The organism is Brevundimonas sp. (genome assembly GCF_027487935.1).
Classification (GTDB): Bacteria; Pseudomonadota; Alphaproteobacteria; order Caulobacterales; family Caulobacteraceae; genus Brevundimonas.
On sequence record NZ_JAIYCP010000009.1, the window covers coordinates 118,131 to 137,622 of the forward strand.

Sequence of the window (19,492 nt, forward strand, 5' to 3'; positions counted from 1 at the left end):
GCTTCATCTCAGTAACGAGGTCTCGAAATTTTCGCCATGAAGGCCTCAGCGATGCTCAGATAGCGCGCATAGTGAAAGAGACCCGACGTTCGGCAATGGGTCTTCATCGCCGAAACCTCCACCTGGCTGCCCCGCAGGATGGCCGCCAGCCTTCCACCCGCCGACACGCTGTCTCCATAGTCGATGTACCAGCCCGTGCGCCCCTCGGTGTGATAGCGCATAAGGCTCCCCAACGCATTGGTGATCACCGGCGTGCCAAAGTGAATCGATTCCCCGAATTTCGTCGGAAAGCCAGCCACTGACACGATGCTCTTTTTCCTGAGAAAGATCGAGTAATCTGACGCGGCCAGCCGGGCCCTGACAAGCGCGCGCGGCTGGCGGCCGTGGAACCGGATCCGGTCGCCCAGCGTCTCGAGCAGGGGCGCGTGAAGGGGCATCACGGCCAGGTAGTCGCTGCGCTCGACGCCATAGACATCGAGAACGAACTCGGCCCCCAGCCCCTGCGCGACGCCCAGGGCCTCGACTACCTTGTCCAGCCGGTCCTTGGGACCCTCGCGCGACTCCGCCACCGTCCGGGGATCGAACCCCGAGCCGGCGAAGAACAGCCGTTTCGGCTTGCCATCCGGGGTCGCCTCCCCCTCCGCCTCGACGGGCGGGTCCGCCAGCAGGGTCGGCAGCTCCAGCACAGGCTGCCCTCTCCGACCGTAGAAGTCGCGCAGGAATTCACTGGCGACGATCATCCCGTCCATGCGGTGATTGGCCCAGCGCATCCGCAGCGGACGGTCGATGTTGCGCGCCACCGCCGCGACGCTGCGCATGCGGCTGACGCTGTACCATTCCGTCGCCTCGCCGATGGCCACCGCCCCCCGCGCATGGGCCGCCCGGCGCAGCCGCTCCTGGGCAACCCCGGGGTAGTCATAGAGGATGAGGGCGGCCATCCGTCCGGCATAGTGGGCGTCGGCAATGGCCAGCACCTCAGCCCCGCTCACGATGCGCCGCAGCCAGGCCACGCGGCCCGCCGGATACGGCAGCTCCCAGCAGTCCATGCCGCCGTTATCGAACGTCGCGCGCCGCGGTCCGTCCTCCTCGCCGAGCTGGCGCGACAGGCCGATCAGCACGACGCGATAGCCGAGGTCGCGGAAGATCGAGGCGTTGGCGACGGCGCGCTGAGCGGCCGCATTGAGGTCCGGAAACTCGAACGCCCCGGCGTAAAGAATCGTATCGGCGGGACCGCCCGGCAGGGGCGCGAACCCGCTGTCGGTGAAACCGTCCTCCGCCACTGCCGTCACAGGCACCAATAGGATTTGCCCGGCGACAGGGGACTGGCCGCCGTCCGCATTGCGGGCCAGGAGCCTTTGAGATCGGCTACGAGCCCGCCTTCCGCCACCAGGGCGTCGACGGCGCTGCCTTCCATGCCCTTGTAGGACGCGTGCGGCACGGCGGCGATCACACAGTCGTAGCGCCGCCCCAGCGCTCCGGCGTCGAGCACGATGCCATACTCGTGCAGCGCTTCATCGGCGTCCGCGAGCGGATCGGTCACCGTGACCTCGTGGCCCAGCTTGACCAGCCGCGCAATCAGGTCTGCGACCTTGGAGTTCCTCAGATCGGGTACGTCCTCCTTGAAGGTCAGGCCGAGCACGAGCACCGAACCCGGGCGCCCGGACCGGTTGGTGTGCACCTGGTCGGCGATCCAGTTCGCCATCCCGTCATTGATCGACCGGCCGGCGAGGATGACCTGCGCCTTATGGCCCAGTTCCTGGGCGCGGTAGCTAAGGTAATAGGGGTCAACGCCGATGCAGTGCCCCCCGACCAGCCCGGGCTCGAACGGCAGGAAATTCCACTTGGTGCGGGCGGCCGCCAGCACGTCCCAGATCGTCAGCCCGAGGGACGAGAAGATCTGGGTGATCTCGTTGATAAAGGCGATGTTGATGTCGCGCTGGGCGTTCTCGATCACCTTGGCCGCTTCGGCGGCCTTGATCGAGGCGGCCCTGAACACGCCACCGCTGGTCACCCGGCCGTAGACGTCGGCCATCCGTTCGGTAACGTCGTCCGATTCACCGGCGATCACCTTGGTGATGCGGTCGACGGTGTGTTCCCGGTCGCCAGGATTGATGCGCTCCGGCGAGTAGCCGACAAAGAAGTCCACCGACGGGGTCAGGCCGGACGCCTCGGCCAGAATCGGACGGCAGATGTCCTCGGTGACACCGGGATAGACCGTACTTTCGAACACCACGACCGGGCGGGTAGAACGATCCAGCATGCAGCCCACGGTCCGCGTGGCGGCTCGCAGGGGGCCGAGGTCGGGCCGGTTTTCGCAGTCGATCGGGGTCGGCACCGTTACGATGTAGAGGTCCGCCGGTGGGCAGGCGGCAGGATCATTGACGAAATTCAGACCCGAAGCCGACAGCTCTGCACCGGCCACTTCCGCCGTGCGGTCATGGCCGGACTGCAGCTCGGCAATCCGCGCGGCACTGATATCCAGGCCCCAAGTCTCGAAGTGTTTGGCCAGATGAACAGCAAGCGGCAAGCCGACATAGCCCAGTCCCACGACAACGATCCGCATACCCACTTCCAATCTCCCGGGGGTTCCGACCCAGGTCCCACCGCTTGTGTAAAAATGAGCCGCGACACTGGCGCGACAGGTGGAACGAACCCGTCAGGACAGGTTCCGGGGACGGCTCCTGCCGCCCGGGGCTGCATCTAGCAGCGCCACATCCGGTGGTCCAGATACAAGGGCCGTCGGCCTGCCTTCGCGAAGGCCCCGAACGCGGCGTGGACCGTCCCGGACCACTCTGCGATTGCGATGGGTGTGAAGCGCCAGTAGGGAAACCCATTCACAGGGTGCCCGGGCGGAAACGGCTCTGCGGTTCGAGCGAACCTCACCGGCCCGGCGGGCGAACACAAGAGAGCAGTTCCATGTCTGTCCTGGTCACGGGAGTCGCCGGATTCATCGGTTCGCATGTCGCCCACCGCCTGCTGGCGCGGGGGACACCGGTCATCGGCATCGACGATCTCAACGACTATTATGATGTGACGCTGAAGGAGGCCCGGCTGGCCCGCCTTCAGGAGACCTATCCGGACCTGTTCCGTTTCATCCGCCTGGACTTTGCGGACGACGCCCGGATCGACGCGGCGCTGGCGGATGTCGACATCACGGCCGTCGTGCATCTCGGTGCCCAGGCCGGCGTCCGCTATTCGATCGAGAACCCCCGCGCCTATGTGCGGGCCAATCTCGCGGGGCACGTCAACCTCCTTGAGGTCGCGCGCCACCGCGGCGTTGCCCACATGGTCTATGCCAGTTCGTCGTCGGTCTACGGGGGCAACACCCAGCTGCCCTTCCGGGTCGAGGACCGCGTGGACCATCCCATTTCGCTCTACGCCGCCACCAAGAAGGCGGACGAACTGATGAGCGAAACCTATGCCCACCTTTATCGCCTTCCGCTGACCGGGCTGCGCTTCTTCACAGTCTACGGCCCGTGGGGCCGACCCGACATGGCCATGTGGCTGTTCACCAAGGCCATCCTCGAGGGACGGCCGATCAATGTCTTCAACCACGGCAATATGCGGCGCGACTTTACCTACATCGACGATATCGTGACCGGCATCGTCGCCTGCCTGGACAACCCGCCGCCGGACGACGGCGAGATAAAGGCCGGGGGCAGCCGGGGCCCGCACCGCCTCTACAACATCGGCAACAACCGCTCCGAGGAACTGGGACGGATGATCGAGCTGATCGAGGAGGCCTGCGGGGTGAAGGCTGAGCGCAACATGCTGCCCATGCAGGCCGGCGACGTTCCGGAGACCTATGCAGATATCAGCGCGATCGCCTCGGACCTCGGCTTTCAGCCCACCACCTCGATCAACGTCGGCATTCCGCGCTTCGTCGAATGGTACCGGACCTACCACGGCCTCTGATCGGCCGACGGCGGGGGTGGGCCGGGCCCGGCCCACCCCCGGTCAGTTGTCGGCGGCCTTGCCCTCCCGGGCCAGCCGTTCGAGGTGGACCCAGTCCATCGCGCCATCGCGGGACTCGAACTCGGGCACGAGCCGGCGCAACTGCGCGAGCAGGGCTTCCGCGTCGTTCCGGACCAGGATGTCGGAGAGCGTCAGCAAGGCCCGCTCAAGTTCGTCCAGCGGCAAATACCCCTCACGCGCGGTCAGGATCCGTGGGTGACCGGTCGGCATCGGATTCTCTCCGATCAGCAGTTCCTCGTAAAGCTTCTCGCCGGGACGAAGGCCGACTTCCTCGATCTCGATGTCCCCCGACGGCGTGTCAGCGTCCTTCACCCGCTTGCCCGACAGTTCGATCATCGAGCGCGCAAGATCGATGATCCGGACCGGGTCCCCCATGTCCAGCACAAAGACCTCGCCGCCCCGCGCCATTGCCCCCGCCTGGATAACCAGTTGTGCCGCCTCCGGGATCGTCATGAAATAGCGGATGATTCGGCGATCCGTGATCGTCACCGGCCCACCGTTCTGGATCTGCTTGCGGAACAACGGCACTACGGAACCGCTGGAACCCAACACATTGCCGAACCGGACCATGGAGAAGCGGGTCCCCGGACTGGTTTCGTTCAGAGACTGCAGGATCATCTCCGCGACGCGTTTGGTGGCGCCCATTACATTCGTCGGGCGGACGGCCTTGTCGGTGCTGACCAGCACAAAGTCAGGTGTGCCCGCGGCGGCCGCGGCCTTCGCGACCGTAGCCGTTCCGAAGATGTTGTTCCGCACGCCTTCGGCCGGATTATGCTCGACCAAGGGCACGTGCTTGTAAGCGGCCGCGTGGTAGATCGTCTCCGGACGCCACGTCTCCAGGACACTTTCAATCCGCGCCTGGTCCAGAACCGATCCCAGGATGGGGATCAGTTCGACGTCGCCGTCGGTAGCTTTTGCGAGAAGCTCCTGATGCAGAGTGTAGAGCGCAAACTCGCTGACTTCGAAAAGCAACAGCCGCGCCGGGCCCAAGGCGGCCACCTGCCGACAGATTTCGCTACCGATTGATCCGCCCGCGCCCGTGACAAGAACCGTACGCCCCCGGATCCTGAGGCCGAGCAAATCCGCGTCAGGGGCGACCGGATCACGGCCCAGAAGGTCGTTGGCATCCAGCTCCCGGATGTCACTGATCTGGATCCGGCCATGGGCGATATCCATAATCCCGGGCACGGTCCGGACGCGGAGCGATGCGGCGCGCATGGCTTCAAGGACCTCATTCCGCCGCCGCTGCGATGCGGACGGAAGCGCGAGGAGGACATCCGTCACATCCAGACGAGCCGCGATTTTGGCAATATTGTTCGGGTTCAGGATCGGCAGACCGTTGATCGTTGATCCCTGCAGCATCGGATCATCATCCAGGAAACCGACCAGCCGCAGTTCCCGGCTCCGGGTCATGGCGGCTGACATCTGGCGTCCGGCCGAGCCCGCACCGAAGATCAGCACTCTTTGCTGGGCCTGGTTGCGCCTCGCCTCATTGATCCGCTCGCCCAGCCACTGACGCGCGACGGCCCGGAGCGCCGACACCCCGAGGAAAAGGAGTATCGGCTGGATGACGCCGACCGTCCGCGGCACCCCCGGTATCCCGGCCAGCGTGAAGACCACCGAGAACACGAGAGCGTACAGGACACAGGCGTTGCCGATGACCGTGATCGTCCTCAGCCCAGCCTGGCTGAAGATCTCACGATAGGCCCCGAAGGAGATGAAAATGGGTATCGCCAGTCCCACGGACGAAGCAATCAGGAACCACAGAGCCGGGCTAGACGGAGGGAGGTACCCAAGCCGCAGGAACATGGCGAGGTAGACGGTACCCACACACATCATGGCGTCTGCGATCAGCACGAGCCGCCGCTTCGACAGGCGCGGTAGCAACATGGCCTTCTGACTAAGGCGTTCAATGACGCCGCCTGTCGCTTTCGCAGAACTGCGGTCGAAAAACATTCCTGGAGCCCGAGACGACGAAGCGCTGCTGAATAAACAGAAAGTGTGACGGTCACAATGGTGACCTGAAACCGGTCTCCCGCGCCGATATTGCGGGTGACAATTCCAAACCGTCCGATTATGTGCGGCTCAGGTCTTCTCAGCTGCGTGCCGTGCGCCCATTGCGCTGGTCGCTTTGCCTTCAGAATACGGACTAGCGCTCTAATGGACTACTTCTCGGGAAAATCTATTCTGATAACCGGTGGAACCGGTTCTTTTGGAACGACCATACTGAGAACATTTCTGAAGCTGCCTGTGTCCGAGATCCGGATCTATAGTCGGGACGAAAAAAAGCAGGAAGATCAACGGACTACGATGGGAGACCACCGTCTGAAGTATCACATCGGCGACGTCCGGGACCTGAGAAGCCTCCAGACGGCCTGCCGGGGCGTCGACTTCATCTTCCATGCTGCGGCCCTGAAACAGGTCCCCTCCTGCGAGTTCCATCCGATGGAGGCCGTGCAGACGAACGTGCTCGGCACCAACAACGTACTGGACGCCGCGATCTACGAGAACGTAGAGCGGGTGGTCTGCCTGTCCACCGATAAGGCGGTCTACCCGATCAACGCCATGGGCATCTCCAAGGCGATGATGGAAAAGGTCATGGTGGCCAAGGCACGGTCAGCGGTCGGCACGAAAACCACCATCTGCGGCACGCGGTACGGCAACGTCCTCGCCTCGCGCGGGTCGGTGGTGCCCCTCTTCTTGTCGCAGATTCAGAAAGGGCTTCCGCTGACGATTACGGACCCGGAAATGACACGGTTCGTCATGACGCTCGACCAGGCAGTCGACCTGGTCCTCCATGCATTCGAGCATGGCAACAACGGCGACATCTTCGTCCAGAAGGCACCGGCGGTAACCATCCGGGATCTGGCGCTGGCAACCCAGGCCGTCGCCGGCCGGCAGGACAGTCCGATCAGGATCATCGGCACCCGACATGGCGAGAAACTCTACGAAACCCTGCTCAGCCGCGAAGAGATGGCGGTGGTGGAGGACATGGGTGGCTACTACCGCGTGCCGCCCGACAATCGCGATCTGAACTACGACAAATATGTCGTGGAGGGCGAGGAAGGCGTGTCGCACCAGCAGGATTTCAACTCACACAACACGCGCCGCCTCGACATTGCCGAAATGACCTCCATTCTGGCCAAGCTCAAATACGTTACTGACTTTCTGGCCGGTCGACGGGGCGACGCGGAATGACTTCACCCCGGATCGTAGTCACGGGCGCGAACGGCTTCGTCGGCAAGAACCTGCTCCTTCGGCTGGCTGAAGCGGGCCATGAGCAGGTCGTCGGCATCACCCGAAGCACCGGACAGGCCGAACTGGAGCGCGCGCTCAGCGAAGCGGCGATCATCTTCCATCTGGCCGGGGCCAACCGCCCGCCGACAGCCGATGAATTCCACGCCGTAAACGTGGGCCTGACGGAGATAATCGCCCAATCGATCGAACGCGCCGGCACCGCCCCGCTGATCGTCTTCACATCCTCGACCAAGGCGGTCGACGACAACGACTACGGCCGGAGCAAACACGAGGCGGAAGACATCCTTCTCGCCCTGGCGGACCGAACCCCGGCGACAGTCCTTGTGCAGAGGTTGCCAAACATTTTCGGCAAGTGGGCCAGGCCGAACTACAACTCGGCGGTGGCGACCTTCTGCCACAACGTTTCGCGCCAGTTGCCGATCACGGTCAGCGATCCGGCGTCGCCCCTGACGCTGCTCTATATCGACGATCTCATTGACCAGTGGCTTGGCTGGATCAAGGCCCCCCCGACCGCCTCCGGTTTCATGGAGCCGGCAGCCTCCTATGCGACGACGGTTGGTGAAGTCGCGCGCACCATCCGCGGCTTTGCAGCTGACCGGGACATGGCGCTGATAGACAGCGTCGGCGTCGGTCTAACGCGGGCCCTGTACGCGACGTATGTGGCCAATCTTCCCACCGATTCCTTCGCCTACCCGCTGACGGCCCATGTTGATCCGAGGGGCAGCTTCTCCGAGATGCTCCGCACCCGGACCAGCGGCCAGTTCTCCTATTTCACGGCCCACCCCGGCGTGACTCGGGGCGGCCACTACCATCACACCAAGACCGAGAAATTCCTGGTCGTGCACGGACGGGCGCGCTTCCGGTTCCGGCACGTTCTGACCAATGAAACCCACGAGCTCTCGACCTCAAGCGAGAAGCCGGTCGTTGTCGAGACCATTCCGGGCTGGGCTCACGACATCACCAACATCGGGGACAATGAGATGGTCGTCCTGCTTTGGGCGAACGAGATATTCCTGCCGGAACGCCCCGACACCATTTGGGCCCAGGTGAGTTCCTGATGCGCAAACTGAAAGTTGTCACCATTGTCGGCACCCGGCCGGAGATCATCCGACTGTCCCGTGTCATCGCCGTTCTGGACCTTCACACGGACCACGTCCTGGTCCATACGGGGCAGAACTACGACTATGAGCTCAACGGTCTGTTCTTCGACGAACTGAACATCCGCGCACCCGATCATTTTCTGAATGCGGTGGGTGAAAGCGCTGCGGCCACGATCGGGCAGATCATCATCGCCGCCGACAAGGTTCTGGTCGAGGAAAACCCCGATGCTGTTCTGGTTTTGGGCGACACCAACAGCTGTCTGGCGGTCATCCCGGCGAAACGTCGCAAGATCCCCATCTTCCACATGGAAGCGGGCAACCGTTGCTTCGACCAAAGGGTCCCGGAGGAAACCAACCGGCGGATCGTGGACCACACCGCCGATGTGAACATGCCCTACTCCACGATCGCGCGGGACTACCTGCTCGCGGAAGGGATACCCGCCGACCGCATCGTGAAGACCGGCAGCCCGATGTTCGAAGTTCTCTCGCACTATCGCGCCGGAATCGAGGGTTCCGATGTCCTCGCGCGCGAGGGCCTGACGCCTCAAGAGTATTTTCTGGTCAGCTGCCATCGAGAAGAAAATGTCGACAATCCGGAACAACTTGCGCGGCTCACCGCCTCGTTGAACGCGGTTGCCGACAAGTTCGACCGCCCGGTCCTGGTCAGCACCCATCCACGCACGCGCAAGCGCATCGACGAGTTCGGCATGCGATTCGATCCTCGCATCCGGCTCGTGAAGCCCTTCGGCTTCCTCGACTACAATGCCCTTCAGATGAACGCGCGGGCCGTCCTGTCCGACAGCGGAACGATCAGTGAAGAATCGTCCATCCTCAACTTTCCGGCCGTCAACATTCGCGAAGCGCATGAACGCCCCGAGGCAATGGAGGAGGGTTCGGTGATGATGACGGGCCTGGGCGCGGAACGCATCCTCCAGGCACTGGAAATCCTTGGCCATCAGCCGCGCGGTCAGGACCGCAGCATGAGACTGGTCTCTGACTACGCCATGCCAAATGTCTCGGAAAAGGTTCTGCGCATCATACTCAGCTACACAGACTACGTGAAAATGGCTGTCTGGAAGCAGTACTGACCCGTGCGTTCGCCGTCGGGTCTCACAATGCCGGGAACCTGCCTCGTCATGCCCCCTCGAGCGGGATCGCAGCGCGACCGACGGATGCGGGCAGGGAGGTCGCGCCGCCAGGGAGACGTAGGTGACAATACCTTGGCCGGTCCTGCCCGACACTGGGACGAACCCGACGGACTTTGGGCGGACACCCGGTTGACCACTGTCTCTCGATGCTGGACAAGGCCCGTGGCGCGGTGGTGCTCTTTTTGGGGCCGGCGAAACTCGACGCAGGTACCGGTCCCGATCCGCTAGCCGAAATGAACCAGTTCAGCTTTCAGGTATTGAGGCCCGAGATGCGCACCCTTTCGCTCCTATCCGCCCTGGCACTCCTCATGCTTGCTGCCTGCGGCGGGCAGCGCATGGACATCACACAGATGACCGCAGCCCAGCCGGTGGATCTGCAGTTGGTTCATGCCGTCGCCACAACCCCGACTGAATACCGCATCGGCGTGGGTGACAAGCTCGATATCCGTGTGTTTCAGGTAGAGGACCTGTCGTTCGAGGAGCTGGTGGTCGACACCTCCGGCAATATCAACCTCCCGCTGATCGGCGCCGTCCGCGGTGCAGGACGGACCGCCGGCGAGATGTCGGCGGACATCGCCGAACGCCTGGCCGCGCGGTACCTTCGCGATCCTCAGGTGACTGTGACCGTCAAGGAGGCCGCCAGCCAGAAAATCACCATCGATGGTGCCGTGACCAAGCCGGGAGTGTATGAGATGCGAGGATCGACCTCGTTGCTCCAAGCGGTGGCCATGGCCGAAGGTCCCACGGGCGTTGCGGACCTGACACAGGTCGCCGTCTTCCGGACGATCGCAGGCCAGCGGTCGGTGGCTGTCTTCGACCTAGACGCAATTCGGCAAGGCAGGGCGTCAGACCCCCAAGTCTTTGGCGACGATGTCGTCGTGGTTGATACGTCACGCCTCAACGCCGGTCTCCGCCAGTTAATCGGGGTCATTCCGGCCTTGGCGATTTTTCGGCCATACTGAAGTCTCGCAGGGCCGTCAGCTCAGTTTGTGCTCCACGGCGAGGTTGCCTCAACTCCAGGCGGTTCGGCTAGGTCTCGATTTCGGGTGCGTGTAGACGGCCTTTGCGATATCAGCCGGAACGAATTTTAGCGCGGCCGCGGCCGTCGAAGCGTAGCGGATAGCATGATGTTGGGCGACAAACCTTTCGCTGACGAACGTAACCTTCGTTCAGACTCGAAAAGCGGCAGGATAGGAGACACCGCGGTTAACGACCGAGGAGTTGGCTGGTCGGAGGATGTCGACGACACGCCAGGATTTGATTTGGCTGTCTATTGGCGGCTGGCGCTGAAACACCGCATTCTGATCCTCGGCACCTTCCTTGGCGCGCTCACAATCGGTGCATCTCTCACTCTTCTCATGACGCCGATCTATACTGCTGAGGCGACCTTGCAGATTGATCGTGAATCCGCCCGCGTATTCAACGCCGAGGACGTGGCTCCGCGAGAGAGCATGACGCAGGGCGAAGAGTTCTTCCAGACCCAATACGGGCTTTTGAGGAGTCGCTCGCTGGCAGAACGCGTGATCGAAAATCTCGGCCTCGCCAGTTCCGATGCCGCACTTGCGACCTTGGATATCGAACCCCCGCCAGCCACGGGTTTGGCAGCCGAGCAAGCAGCACGTCGCCGTGCCGCCGCGCTAGAAGCCGTTCAGGAAAACCTCAGCGTTTCGCCCGTCAGAGGTTCGCGCTTGGTTGCCGTCGGATTTGATAACCCCAACCCGGTAGTCTCGGCCCGGATTGCCAACGGCTTCGCCGAAAACTTCATACAGGCTAATCTGGACCGAAAGTTCGAAAGCTCTGCTTACGCTCGACAATTCCTGGAAGAACGCATCGCCCAGACCAAGGACCGTCTAGAATCGGCTGAACGACAGTTGGTTGCGTATGCGACCAACCAGCAGATCGTTAACATTAGTGAGTCGGGTACAGCGGCGGACAGCATCGGCTCGACCCAGTCCCTGACTTCCAACAACCTGGTTGCAATCAACACGGCCCTGGCTGAAGCCAGAGCCGCGCGCGTAGCGGCGGAGGAGCGCTGGCGGTCGGCGCGCACTTCAGCGCTGATGACCCTCCCGGAGGTGCTCCAGAACCCTGCCATTCAGCGCCTGTCTGAACAGCGGGCAGTTTTGAGCGCGACCTATCAGCAGAAGCTGAGCGTCTATCAGCCGGATTTCCCGGAGATGGTGCAACTGAAGGCCCAGATCGACGAGGCGGACCAACAGATTGAAGCCCTTGCGAACAACGTCCGCACGTCCATTCAGAGCCAATATGAAATAGCTGCCCGCCAAGAAAGGTCGCTACAGGCGCAAGTAACCAGTCTGACGGGCGACGTGTTAGACCTTCGTGGTCGGTCAATCCAGTACAACATCCTGCAACGTGAATTGGATACAACGCGCACTCTGTATGACGGGTTGTTGCAACGCTACAAGGAAGTTAGCGTGACCGGCGGGGTGACTGCAAACAACATCTCGATCGTGGATCGCGCAACCCCGCCGGAGAAGCCGTCCAAGCCTAATCTGTTGCTGAACATCTTGCTCTCTGGCCTCTTGGGTTTGGGTCTTGGGGTGGTCGCCGCTCTGGTGCTCGAGGCGCTCGACGAGACCCTCGCCACGCCCGACGACGTCGAAAAGAAACTCGGCATCGCCGTGCTTGGGGTTACGCCCTTCCTCGAGAAGGGGGAGACCCCACTCGAAGCGCTTGCCGACATCCGATCCGGTTTCTCGGAGGCCTATTACTCGCTGCGCACAGCGCTACAGTTCTCCACAACGGACGGAGCGCCGAGTACTTTGCTGGTCACCAGCGCCCGACCGGCAGAGGGTAAATCTACCACCGCTTATGCCACTGCACTTAACCTGGCACGCGTCGGCAAGCGGGTGCTTCTGGTCGATGGCGACCTGCGAAACCCATCCATGCACCGCGTAGTCGGTGTGGAGAATGAGCGCGGCATGAGCAATCTGCTCTCCGGCTCTGCGGACCTGGCCGGAGTGGTGCGGCCCACCTCCCAGGAAAATCTCTTCTTTATCCCCTGCGGGCCCCTGCCCCCCAACCCGGCGGAGCTCTGGGGCGGGGATCGACTGCGCCAGTTCCTGTCCGAGACGCGCAACAACTTCGACCACGTTGTCATTGATGGCCCGCCGGTGTTGGGCTTCGCGGACTCACCGATACTGGCGGCCGCCGTCAGCGGGGTCCTCTTCGCGCTGGAATCCCGGGGAACCCGCCGCGGCCAGGCACGGGGAGCGCTCAAGCGTCTTCAGGTCGGCCGCGCCCACCTGCTCGGCGTCGTGCTGACCAAGTTCAGCACCAAGTCAGCAGCCTACAACTACGGCGGCTATGACTACGCCTATGACTACAACTACGGAGCGCAACCCGAAGCCAAGGGCGGCAAGAAGGGCCGTCGGGGTTGAGGGAGCGGGCTGACAGGTCCGTTCCCCGTAGGCTCCGACCGGGCGTCGGGGATCTGGCCTCCTACGGCCTGATCATCGGTGCTGTCCTGCTCGGCTGGCAGATCGCCATCCAGCCGCTGATCCAACGGGCACCGGTAGAGATGGCGGTCAGCCTGGCCCCGGGATCGCCGCTGGTCCTGCGCCGGGCGGCCGAATCGGAACTGGCGGCCGGGCGCAACGAAAACGCAGCGGCCCTGAGCCGGGACGCCCTGGTCCGGTCGCCGTTTGATGTGCGGGCCCTCCGTGTGTTCGGCCTGACGGAAGCCCGCGCCGGGCGCGAGGATGCCGCCGACGAGATCCTGACCCTGGCCGGCAACTGGAGCCTGCGGGACGACCCGGCCCATGCCTGGCTGGTGGAACGTCGCCTGCGTCGCGGCGACTACGCCTCATCATTCGCCCACGCCGATACGCTGGTCCGGCGTCGGGAAGACATCCAGCCGCAGGTCTTTCGACTGTTCACTGTCGCCGGAAACGCAGACCCTGCGCGGTCCCTGCCGGTCGTGGCCCGGCTGCTGGCTGCCAAACCGCCATGGCGCCCCGCCTATCTTGCCAGCCTGAACCTCACCCCCGAGGGACTGCAGGTTGCCGGCAACCTGGCGATTCTTCTCCAGGCCGGCCGGGCGCCCCTCTCCAATCAGGAACTCCAGGACCTCTATGGCGCCTTGATCAATGCGGGCGGGATCCAGGCGCTCCAGACCGTTCGCGGGCGACTGAACCGGCCCTCGCTCGCAACCCTGGTGACCAACAGCGGGTTTGGTGAGGCCGACCATCCGGGACCGTTTCAGTGGCGCCTGTCAGAGAAGGCAGGGATTGCTGCAGAGATCACCGCCGATGACCTGGCCCCGTCCAACATGGCCCTGCGCGTTGTCTACGACGGCTATGCGACGGGCACCGTCGCCGAGCAGCTGGTCTATCTGGCACCGGGAGCCTATCGCCTGACCGCCGCGGTCAGAACCGAGAGTGGCAATCCGGCCGACCGTCTGGCTTGGACCCTCACCTGCGCCACCGCCGGCGGCGGGGACAGGGCGTCCGCGCCGGCCGGTGCCCGGGGCGCCTCGACCGATGCCTGGACAACCATGTCCGGACGATTCGAGGTGCCGGCCAACTGTCCGGCCCAATGGCTGAGGCTGGAAACCCGCGCTGCAGACCGGCGGGATCCCACGCTCGTCTGGTACGACCGGGTCAGGCTCGCGCCCGCGGGCTGAGAGCCCAAAAGCCCTGCCCGCGACGAAACAGGGTGAATCCGTATTGCTTTTGAAACCTTCGCCCGCTAGGAGTATCTCATCATTCGAGCGTTGAACCTGCGGGCTCGGCGCTATCAAGGGGACCGATACCATGCGTAAGACCATCGCCGCTGTGACCGCAGGCCTGCTGCTCGTCGCTGGACAAGCCGCTGCCGCCAACACCTCTGCCGTCGCCCGCGTGGGTGACCGCGTCGGTGCCACCGCCGAGGCCAACTCCGAGTTCGCCGGCGTTCCGGTCTTCGTGCTGCTGATCGGTGCAGCCGTTGTGATCGGTGCGGTTGTGGTTGCAAGCGACGACGGTGAAAGCGCCTAAGATCGTCTACTCGCTGCTTCTGTCTGCTGGCTGTCCCAGCGAGTGAACAAGTCCGGTTTTAAATACCAGTGGGACGCTGTAGCCTTGGCTTCAGTCGTCCTGCTGGTTTTTTCGTTCGCGCTGGGCGGGGCCAGCAGGGATCAGGCCCTGCGGCTGGCCGTGATCGAACTGGCGGCCCTGCCCCTTCTGGTGATGGCAGCGGGCCGGCTGATCAAGGACGACGCTTGGCGTCAACATCGGTTCCTGCTCGGCTTGCTGGCAGCCCTTGTCGCCATTCCCTTGATTCAGCTTATCCCTCTTCCCGCGGCGGTCTGGACCGCCCTTCCCGGCCGTGACCAACTGGTGTTGGCCCTCGATATCACGGGGCTCGCGTCGGGCTGGTCGCCGATGACCCTGACGCCGGACAAGACCTGGGCATCCGCCTTGGCGCTTGTGCCACCGGCAGCCATGCTTCTTGCCGTCTTGTCCCTGACCCATATCCAGCGGCAGCGGCTGGTTCAGGTCTGTATTGCCGCAGCCATGGCCAGCATTCTCCTCGGGGCCGCCCAACTGGCCAGTGGAGGGGACAGCCTCTATCTGTGGAGCTGGACCGACGCAGGCTCGGTCACCGGCTTCTTCGCCAACCGGAACCATCTGGCGTCTCTCCTGCTGATCACCCTGCCGTTTGCGATCACATTCGGCGCAGCGACCCTCCGACGCAGCGACCAACGGACCACCGCCCTTTGGATCGGCGGCCTGTTCGCGGGCCTCGTTGTCATAGCCCTCGCGGCGATTCGCTCGCGGGCGGGAATCACCCTGTTCGCGCCCGCCATGGTGCTCAGCCTGCTGGCCGCCTGGATTGCCGCCGGACGTGGAAAGCCGGGTCCCGGCCTGCTGGTGCTGGTCGGGGGGGTCGGGGCCGCACTGACCGCCGTCGCCGTGCTGGCCCTGCCGCCGATTCTCGCGCGGTTCGACACGGAGAACCAGTTCGAGGGCCGGTTGGACCGCTGGCCACTCGTGGCCGAGACAGCCCAGACCTACCTTCCGCTCGGTTCAGGAGTCGGCAGTTTCGATGCCGTCTATCGCTCGGTCGAGCCGCTGGATGAGCTGGACAGCACCTTCTTCAACCAGGCCCACAACGACTATCTTGAGACCTGGCTGGAAACAGGCTGGCTCGGCATCGGCCTGATCCTCGGCTTCTTCGTCTGGTATGCCCGGCGGACCTGGACCGCCTGGAAGGCCCCCCCGTCCCGGGAAGGCGACCTGCAGCGCGCCGCCAGTATCGGCATCGGCGTGCTGATCCTGCACTCCGTCGCCGACTATCCCCTGAGGACCGTCACCCTGTCTGTGATCCTGGCATTGTGCTGCGGCCTGCTCGAGCTCGCCAGCCGGACCGAACAGACCCGTTGAGTCCCGCCACGGCGCTGATCTGACGGCAGGATCTAGCCGGCCGCGCCCAAACCGACATTTTCCGTCTCCATCCGCAAGGCCCGGATGACTACGCCGGCCTCGCTCGGCAGATATTCTTCGCCCCCGGGCCGCCCCCGCGGTCCGCGCCTCGGGCCGGAGGCCTGCAGCAGGCTCCGCTCCTGCCCCTCCATCCGCAGCCCGGTCAGGACCCCCGTGTCATAGGCCTTGGTGTCGATCCCGATGCGGCGACGATCCGCGTGGACGGCCTGCGCCGGCGTATGGCCATGCACGACCACCCGCTCGAACCCGACCGTGCTGTCCAGGAACACCTGCCGGATCCACATCAGATCCTCCGGCGACTGCCGCTCCAGCGCCACGCCCGGCCGCGCACCGGCGTGGCTGAAGAAATAGTCCCCGACCGTGAGGCTGAGCTCGAGGCTCTCAAGGAAGTCCATTTCCGCCGCGGTCAGCTTGTGCCGCAAATCGGCTGCCACCCGCGCCCATGCCTCGGGCTTGTGGGCGAGATCCGGGGCTCTCAGACCGTAGGAGCGCAGCGCATTGTCGCCGCCGTATTCGCACCATTTCGGACCGGTCGATGGCTCCTCGAGGAAGCCCAGCATCGCCTGCTCATGGTTACCCTTCAGGAAGCGCCATTCTATATCCCGGACCTGTGACAGACCGGCGAGCAGTTTGATTACGCCGCGCGAGTCCGGGCCGCGGTCGATGTAGTCGCCGAGGAACACCACCACCCGGCGTGTCGCAGCAGCGTCGCGAAGATCGGCCACGATCGCCTCAACAAGCGGCTGGAGGAGATCAAGCCGGCCGTGGATATCGCCCACCGCCCAGACCACCGTCCCCTCGGGAACGGAAGGCGAGGCCGGCGCGGCAACCGGGGCCCTGGATCGGAAAAGTCTTGAAAGCATGGGTCTCTGAAAACAGACTTGCGGTGGCAGTGCCGGCGATCTTCGTCCAGCCGAACGCGGCCACCCTCCCTATAGCAGCGACCTTGGTCCCCAAGAAGGCCGTCATCACGACGTGCTTCGGACGCCCGCTCACCGGTCGCGGTGAAGGCGGTCACCGATTGCGTCATGGTTACCGGAATGTAAAGATGCAGCAGGAGGATGCGGCATGATTGAGACCCAGACGCAGAGCCTGAACCCCGGCGAAAGCTGGAACCCGGCCCCTTCGCGCGCCGCGGGTCTCTACGGAGAATTGCAGCCCCTGCCGCTTCCGGTCGTTGCGCCCCCGGCATCCTTGACGACACCCGAGCCTGGGCCGGCACCCACGCAGGCCCGCTGAACCTGTCAGCCTCCGGCGAGCGTTTCCCTGGTTTCCCGAAGCTGCCGGTACGCTGCCACGATATGATAGAGTGAACTCGCCGGTGCCGGCTCCAGTTCAAACACACCGTCGGGGCCCAGCTTGTCCCGCCAGAGCCCATCCGGCGTGAGATAGAGCCACAGTCCAGCGAAAGCCGCCCCGGCGCTGTCGATCAGCCGCTGGCGCGCCTCACCCTCCGCTTCCTCCGCCAGGATCAACGCCGCCTTCAACCATTCCGTCTGGGGCCAAAGCCGGGCCCGCGTGGATCGCGGGCGCAGGCTCTCGTCCAGTTCGTCGATGGCCACGCCCCGCTGCGCATCCAGCCCGCGCTCGCCGGCCGCGAAAAGTCGCCGGGCCGCCTCCAGCGCCCATGGGTCACCGCGCCGCCGACCCCAGCGGGTCAGCAGCCAGGCCCATTCGAACTGATGCCCCGGCTCCACCAGCCGACCGGCCTCACCCGCCGCCGGTCGCCAGTCCGGCCCGAAGAACTCCCGCAGAAAGCCTTCGCCTTCGTCGATGAAACGGGCGCGGGCCAGGCCCACGATCACATCCGCCATGCGCGCCCACGGCCCGTCCGGCTCAAGCGTCTCCCAGGCCAGGGCCGCCTCCAGTAGATGCATATGGGCATTGGCCTGAAACTCGGGTCCGGCCGGCTCGCGCCAGCCGCCCTGCGGCAGGGCCAGGGTCGCAAGCGCGGCCTCCACCGCTGCCGCCGTTCGCCGGGACCGCTCCACATCCACCCCGGCCTCCACAGCCGTGGCCGCAGCCAGCAGGACGAAGGCCTGATCGTAGAGGGAGGCCGTGTCGTCCAGAACGGCTCCGGTACCGCTCACCCGCGTCCGGTAAAGACCGTCATTCCGCCGGTTGGTGATCTCAAAACGGGCCAGACCACGCTCGACCAGGGCGGCATGGCCCGCGCCCCATCCCCAGGCCGCAGCGAGGCTGAAGACATAGGCCTGCCGGGCCTGCACCCGCGCCCGCCGGAAGTCCCCGACCGGAGTGCCCGCCTCATCAAGCGCTTCGACAAAGGCCCCGTCGGCGTCCACGCCCAAGGTGGCCCACAGCGGCAGGGCAGACAATTTGAGCCATCGTTGGAACCGTTCGGCGAGCGCCTCCAGCGAAGGCGGCGCGACAGGCAGGGGCGACGTCTCGCGCCGCGCCAGTTCCTCAACCAGCGCCTTCACATCCTGCGCCCGGCCGAGGTCGCACACCAGAACGGCGTCCGGCTCGGCGATGATCGCCAGGTTCGACACGCCGGCCGTCGCCACGACCATGCCCGGCGCGGCGCGAACCAGGCAGCCGTCGCTTGCATGGCCGACCCATTCGCCGCGGCCGCCGCGCCCGGTTGCCGCCACGGCGTCCCAGGCCCCGAGATCGGACCATTCGAACGCCGCCGGCAGGACCCAGACCCGGTCGCTCTTTTCCATCACGGCATAGTCGATCGAGATCTTCGGGGCCGCTGCAAAGGCTGCACCGAGCGCATGGGCACCTGGGCCTTGCCCCGGCAGGGCGGCCCGGACAGCGGCGACGACATCCGGAACGAACCGCTCCATCTCATCCAGAAGGACACGAACCGGGGCGACGAAATTGCCGCTGTTCCAGAGATAGCCTTCGGCCAGATAGCGCTCCGCCTCGGCCTGGCCGGGCTTTTCGACAAAGCGTCGAACGGGAGACAGGCCCGGGGTCTCCGGCTGGATATAGCCATAGGCCGACGACGGCGATGCCGGAGCCATGCCCATGGTGACGATCCGCCCGGGTGCCGCTGCGGCCACGGCCTCCAGGGTGGTTGACCTGAACGCCGCAGCATCCGGGATATAGTGATCGGAGGCCACGAACACCGCGGTCCCGTCCGGGTCGATCTGTTCGATCCACAGCGCCGCCGCTGCCATGGCCGGCGCCGAATCCCGCCCCACGGGCTCCAGGATCAGGTCACCCTCGACGCCCAGCGCCGCCAGTTGCGCCTCGATGAATCCCCGATGCGCCTCGCCCGCGACCACGACGATCCGGCCGCTCTCAACGAGCGGCGCGACCCGCCGCACCGTCTCCTGAAACAGCGACAGGTCGGATATCAGGTCGATGAACTGTTTGGGTCGCTCAGGACGGGACGCTGGCCAGAGCCGGGTGCCCGCGCCGCCGCAGAGGATTACGGGATAGATGGCCATATGGTCGGGTCCCCCGGACGAGGTCTATCTGGCCCGAATGCCCGGGGCAACCGGAGGCCATGGGCTGGCGGCGCGGCCTGACAGGAACACAGGCGCGCCACCGGCAAACAGGCCCATGCCGCAGGGGGCCACCCGTCCACGACACC

At 64.7% G+C, this 19,492-nt stretch carries 14 protein-coding genes; 9 read left to right on the plus strand and 5 right to left on the minus strand.

Annotated features, from left to right (window positions below):
• Positions 1 to 8: 8 nt before the first annotated feature.
• Both Q0053_RS03865 and Q0053_RS03870 read right to left on the minus strand, forming a co-directional pair.
• Complete coding sequence (locus Q0053_RS03865; protein ID WP_298096277.1) at positions 9 to 1,295, minus strand: glycosyltransferase; 1,287 nt, start codon at positions 1,293 to 1,295, stop codon at positions 9 to 11.
• Entirely contained in the window at positions 1,286 to 2,563 is a 1,278-nt protein-coding gene (locus tag Q0053_RS03870; protein WP_298096334.1) for a nucleotide sugar dehydrogenase, read from the minus strand. Before Q0053_RS03870 ends, Q0053_RS03865 begins: the two co-directional genes overlap by 10 nt.
• 353 nt (positions 2,564 to 2,916) lie before the next feature.
• On the opposite strand from Q0053_RS03870, the gene Q0053_RS03875 reads away from it, so the two are divergent.
• Positions 2,917 to 3,915, plus strand: a complete 999-nt coding sequence (locus tag Q0053_RS03875) for an NAD-dependent epimerase/dehydratase family protein (protein WP_298096281.1) — start codon at positions 2,917 to 2,919, stop codon at positions 3,913 to 3,915.
• A 42-nt stretch (positions 3,916 to 3,957) separates the two neighbouring features.
• Here Q0053_RS03875 and Q0053_RS03880 read toward each other — a convergent pair whose 3' ends face one another.
• Positions 3,958 to 5,931: a nucleoside-diphosphate sugar epimerase/dehydratase gene (locus Q0053_RS03880; protein ID WP_298096283.1), complete on the minus strand. Its 1,974-nt coding sequence runs from the start codon at positions 5,929 to 5,931 to the stop codon at positions 3,958 to 3,960.
• Positions 5,932 to 6,135: 204 nt separating this feature from the next.
• On the opposite strand from Q0053_RS03880, the gene Q0053_RS03885 reads away from it, so the two are divergent.
• From Q0053_RS03885 to Q0053_RS03920, 8 genes are all read left to right on the plus strand, one after another.
• Positions 6,136 to 7,173 carry a polysaccharide biosynthesis protein gene (locus Q0053_RS03885; RefSeq protein WP_298096286.1) on the plus strand — a complete coding sequence of 346 codons (1,038 nt, stop codon included), beginning with the start codon at positions 6,136 to 6,138 and terminating at the stop codon, positions 7,171 to 7,173.
• A complete protein-coding gene (locus Q0053_RS03890) occupies positions 7,170 to 8,291 on the plus strand; it encodes an NAD-dependent epimerase/dehydratase family protein (RefSeq protein ID WP_298096288.1) in 1,122 nt (373 codons plus the stop codon). Before Q0053_RS03885 ends, Q0053_RS03890 begins: the two co-directional genes overlap by 4 nt.
• Positions 8,291 to 9,421, plus strand: a complete 1,131-nt coding sequence (gene wecB, locus Q0053_RS03895) for a non-hydrolyzing UDP-N-acetylglucosamine 2-epimerase (RefSeq protein WP_298096291.1) — start codon at positions 8,291 to 8,293, stop codon at positions 9,419 to 9,421. The genes Q0053_RS03890 and wecB overlap by 1 nt, the downstream gene beginning before the upstream one ends.
• Before the next feature lie 206 nt (positions 9,422 to 9,627).
• Complete coding sequence (locus Q0053_RS03900; protein WP_298096293.1) at positions 9,628 to 10,443, plus strand: polysaccharide biosynthesis/export family protein; 816 nt, start codon at positions 9,628 to 9,630, stop codon at positions 10,441 to 10,443.
• A 165-nt stretch (positions 10,444 to 10,608) separates the two neighbouring features.
• Positions 10,609 to 12,882, plus strand: a complete 2,274-nt coding sequence (locus Q0053_RS03905) for a GumC family protein (protein ID WP_298096294.1) — start codon at positions 10,609 to 10,611, stop codon at positions 12,880 to 12,882.
• The gene (locus tag Q0053_RS03910) at positions 12,879 to 14,126 is read left to right on the plus strand and encodes a hypothetical protein (RefSeq protein WP_298096297.1); all 1,248 of its coding nucleotides are present in this window, start codon (positions 12,879 to 12,881) and stop codon (positions 14,124 to 14,126) included. Before Q0053_RS03905 ends, Q0053_RS03910 begins: the two co-directional genes overlap by 4 nt.
• A 130-nt stretch (positions 14,127 to 14,256) precedes the next feature.
• Positions 14,257 to 14,478: a hypothetical protein gene (locus Q0053_RS03915; protein ID WP_298096299.1), complete on the plus strand. Its 222-nt coding sequence runs from the start codon at positions 14,257 to 14,259 to the stop codon at positions 14,476 to 14,478.
• Between the two features lie 84 nt (positions 14,479 to 14,562).
• Positions 14,563 to 15,867: an O-antigen ligase family protein gene (locus Q0053_RS03920; protein WP_298096302.1), complete on the plus strand. Its 1,305-nt coding sequence runs from the start codon at positions 14,563 to 14,565 to the stop codon at positions 15,865 to 15,867.
• Between the two features lie 32 nt (positions 15,868 to 15,899).
• Here Q0053_RS03920 and Q0053_RS03925 read toward each other — a convergent pair whose 3' ends face one another.
• Complete coding sequence (locus Q0053_RS03925; protein WP_298096304.1) at positions 15,900 to 16,790, minus strand: metallophosphoesterase family protein; 891 nt, start codon at positions 16,788 to 16,790, stop codon at positions 15,900 to 15,902.
• Between the two features lie 381 nt (positions 16,791 to 17,171).
• Positions 17,172 to 19,346 (minus strand): AGE family epimerase/isomerase, encoded by a 2,175-nt coding sequence (locus Q0053_RS03930; protein ID WP_298096307.1) that lies wholly within the window; start codon positions 19,344 to 19,346, stop codon positions 17,172 to 17,174.
• Between the last annotated feature and the right edge of the window lie 146 nt (positions 19,347 to 19,492).

Coding starts and splice junctions, on each gene's coding strand:
- Q0053_RS03915 (WP_298096299.1), top strand. CDS start 14,257: ATGCGTAAGACCATCGCCGCTGTGACCGCAGGCCTGCTGCTCGTCGCT.
- Q0053_RS03900 (WP_298096293.1), top strand. CDS start 9,628: ATGCTGGACAAGGCCCGTGGCGCGGTGGTGCTCTTTTTGGGGCCGGCG.
- Q0053_RS03880 (WP_298096283.1), bottom strand. CDS start 5,931: ATGTTTTTCGACCGCAGTTCTGCGAAAGCGACAGGCGGCGTCATTGAA.
- Q0053_RS03905 (WP_298096294.1), top strand. CDS start 10,609: ATGTTGGGCGACAAACCTTTCGCTGACGAACGTAACCTTCGTTCAGAC.
- Q0053_RS03885 (WP_298096286.1), top strand. CDS start 6,136: ATGGACTACTTCTCGGGAAAATCTATTCTGATAACCGGTGGAACCGGT.
- Q0053_RS03930 (WP_298096307.1), bottom strand. CDS start 19,346: ATGGCCATCTATCCCGTAATCCTCTGCGGCGGCGCGGGCACCCGGCTC.
- Q0053_RS03890 (WP_298096288.1), top strand. CDS start 7,170: ATGACTTCACCCCGGATCGTAGTCACGGGCGCGAACGGCTTCGTCGGC.
- wecB (WP_298096291.1), top strand. CDS start 8,291: ATGCGCAAACTGAAAGTTGTCACCATTGTCGGCACCCGGCCGGAGATC.
- Q0053_RS03925 (WP_298096304.1), bottom strand. CDS start 16,790: ATGCTTTCAAGACTTTTCCGATCCAGGGCCCCGGTTGCCGCGCCGGCC.
- Q0053_RS03870 (WP_298096334.1), bottom strand. CDS start 2,563: ATGCGGATCGTTGTCGTGGGACTGGGCTATGTCGGCTTGCCGCTTGCT.
- Q0053_RS03875 (WP_298096281.1), top strand. CDS start 2,917: ATGTCTGTCCTGGTCACGGGAGTCGCCGGATTCATCGGTTCGCATGTC.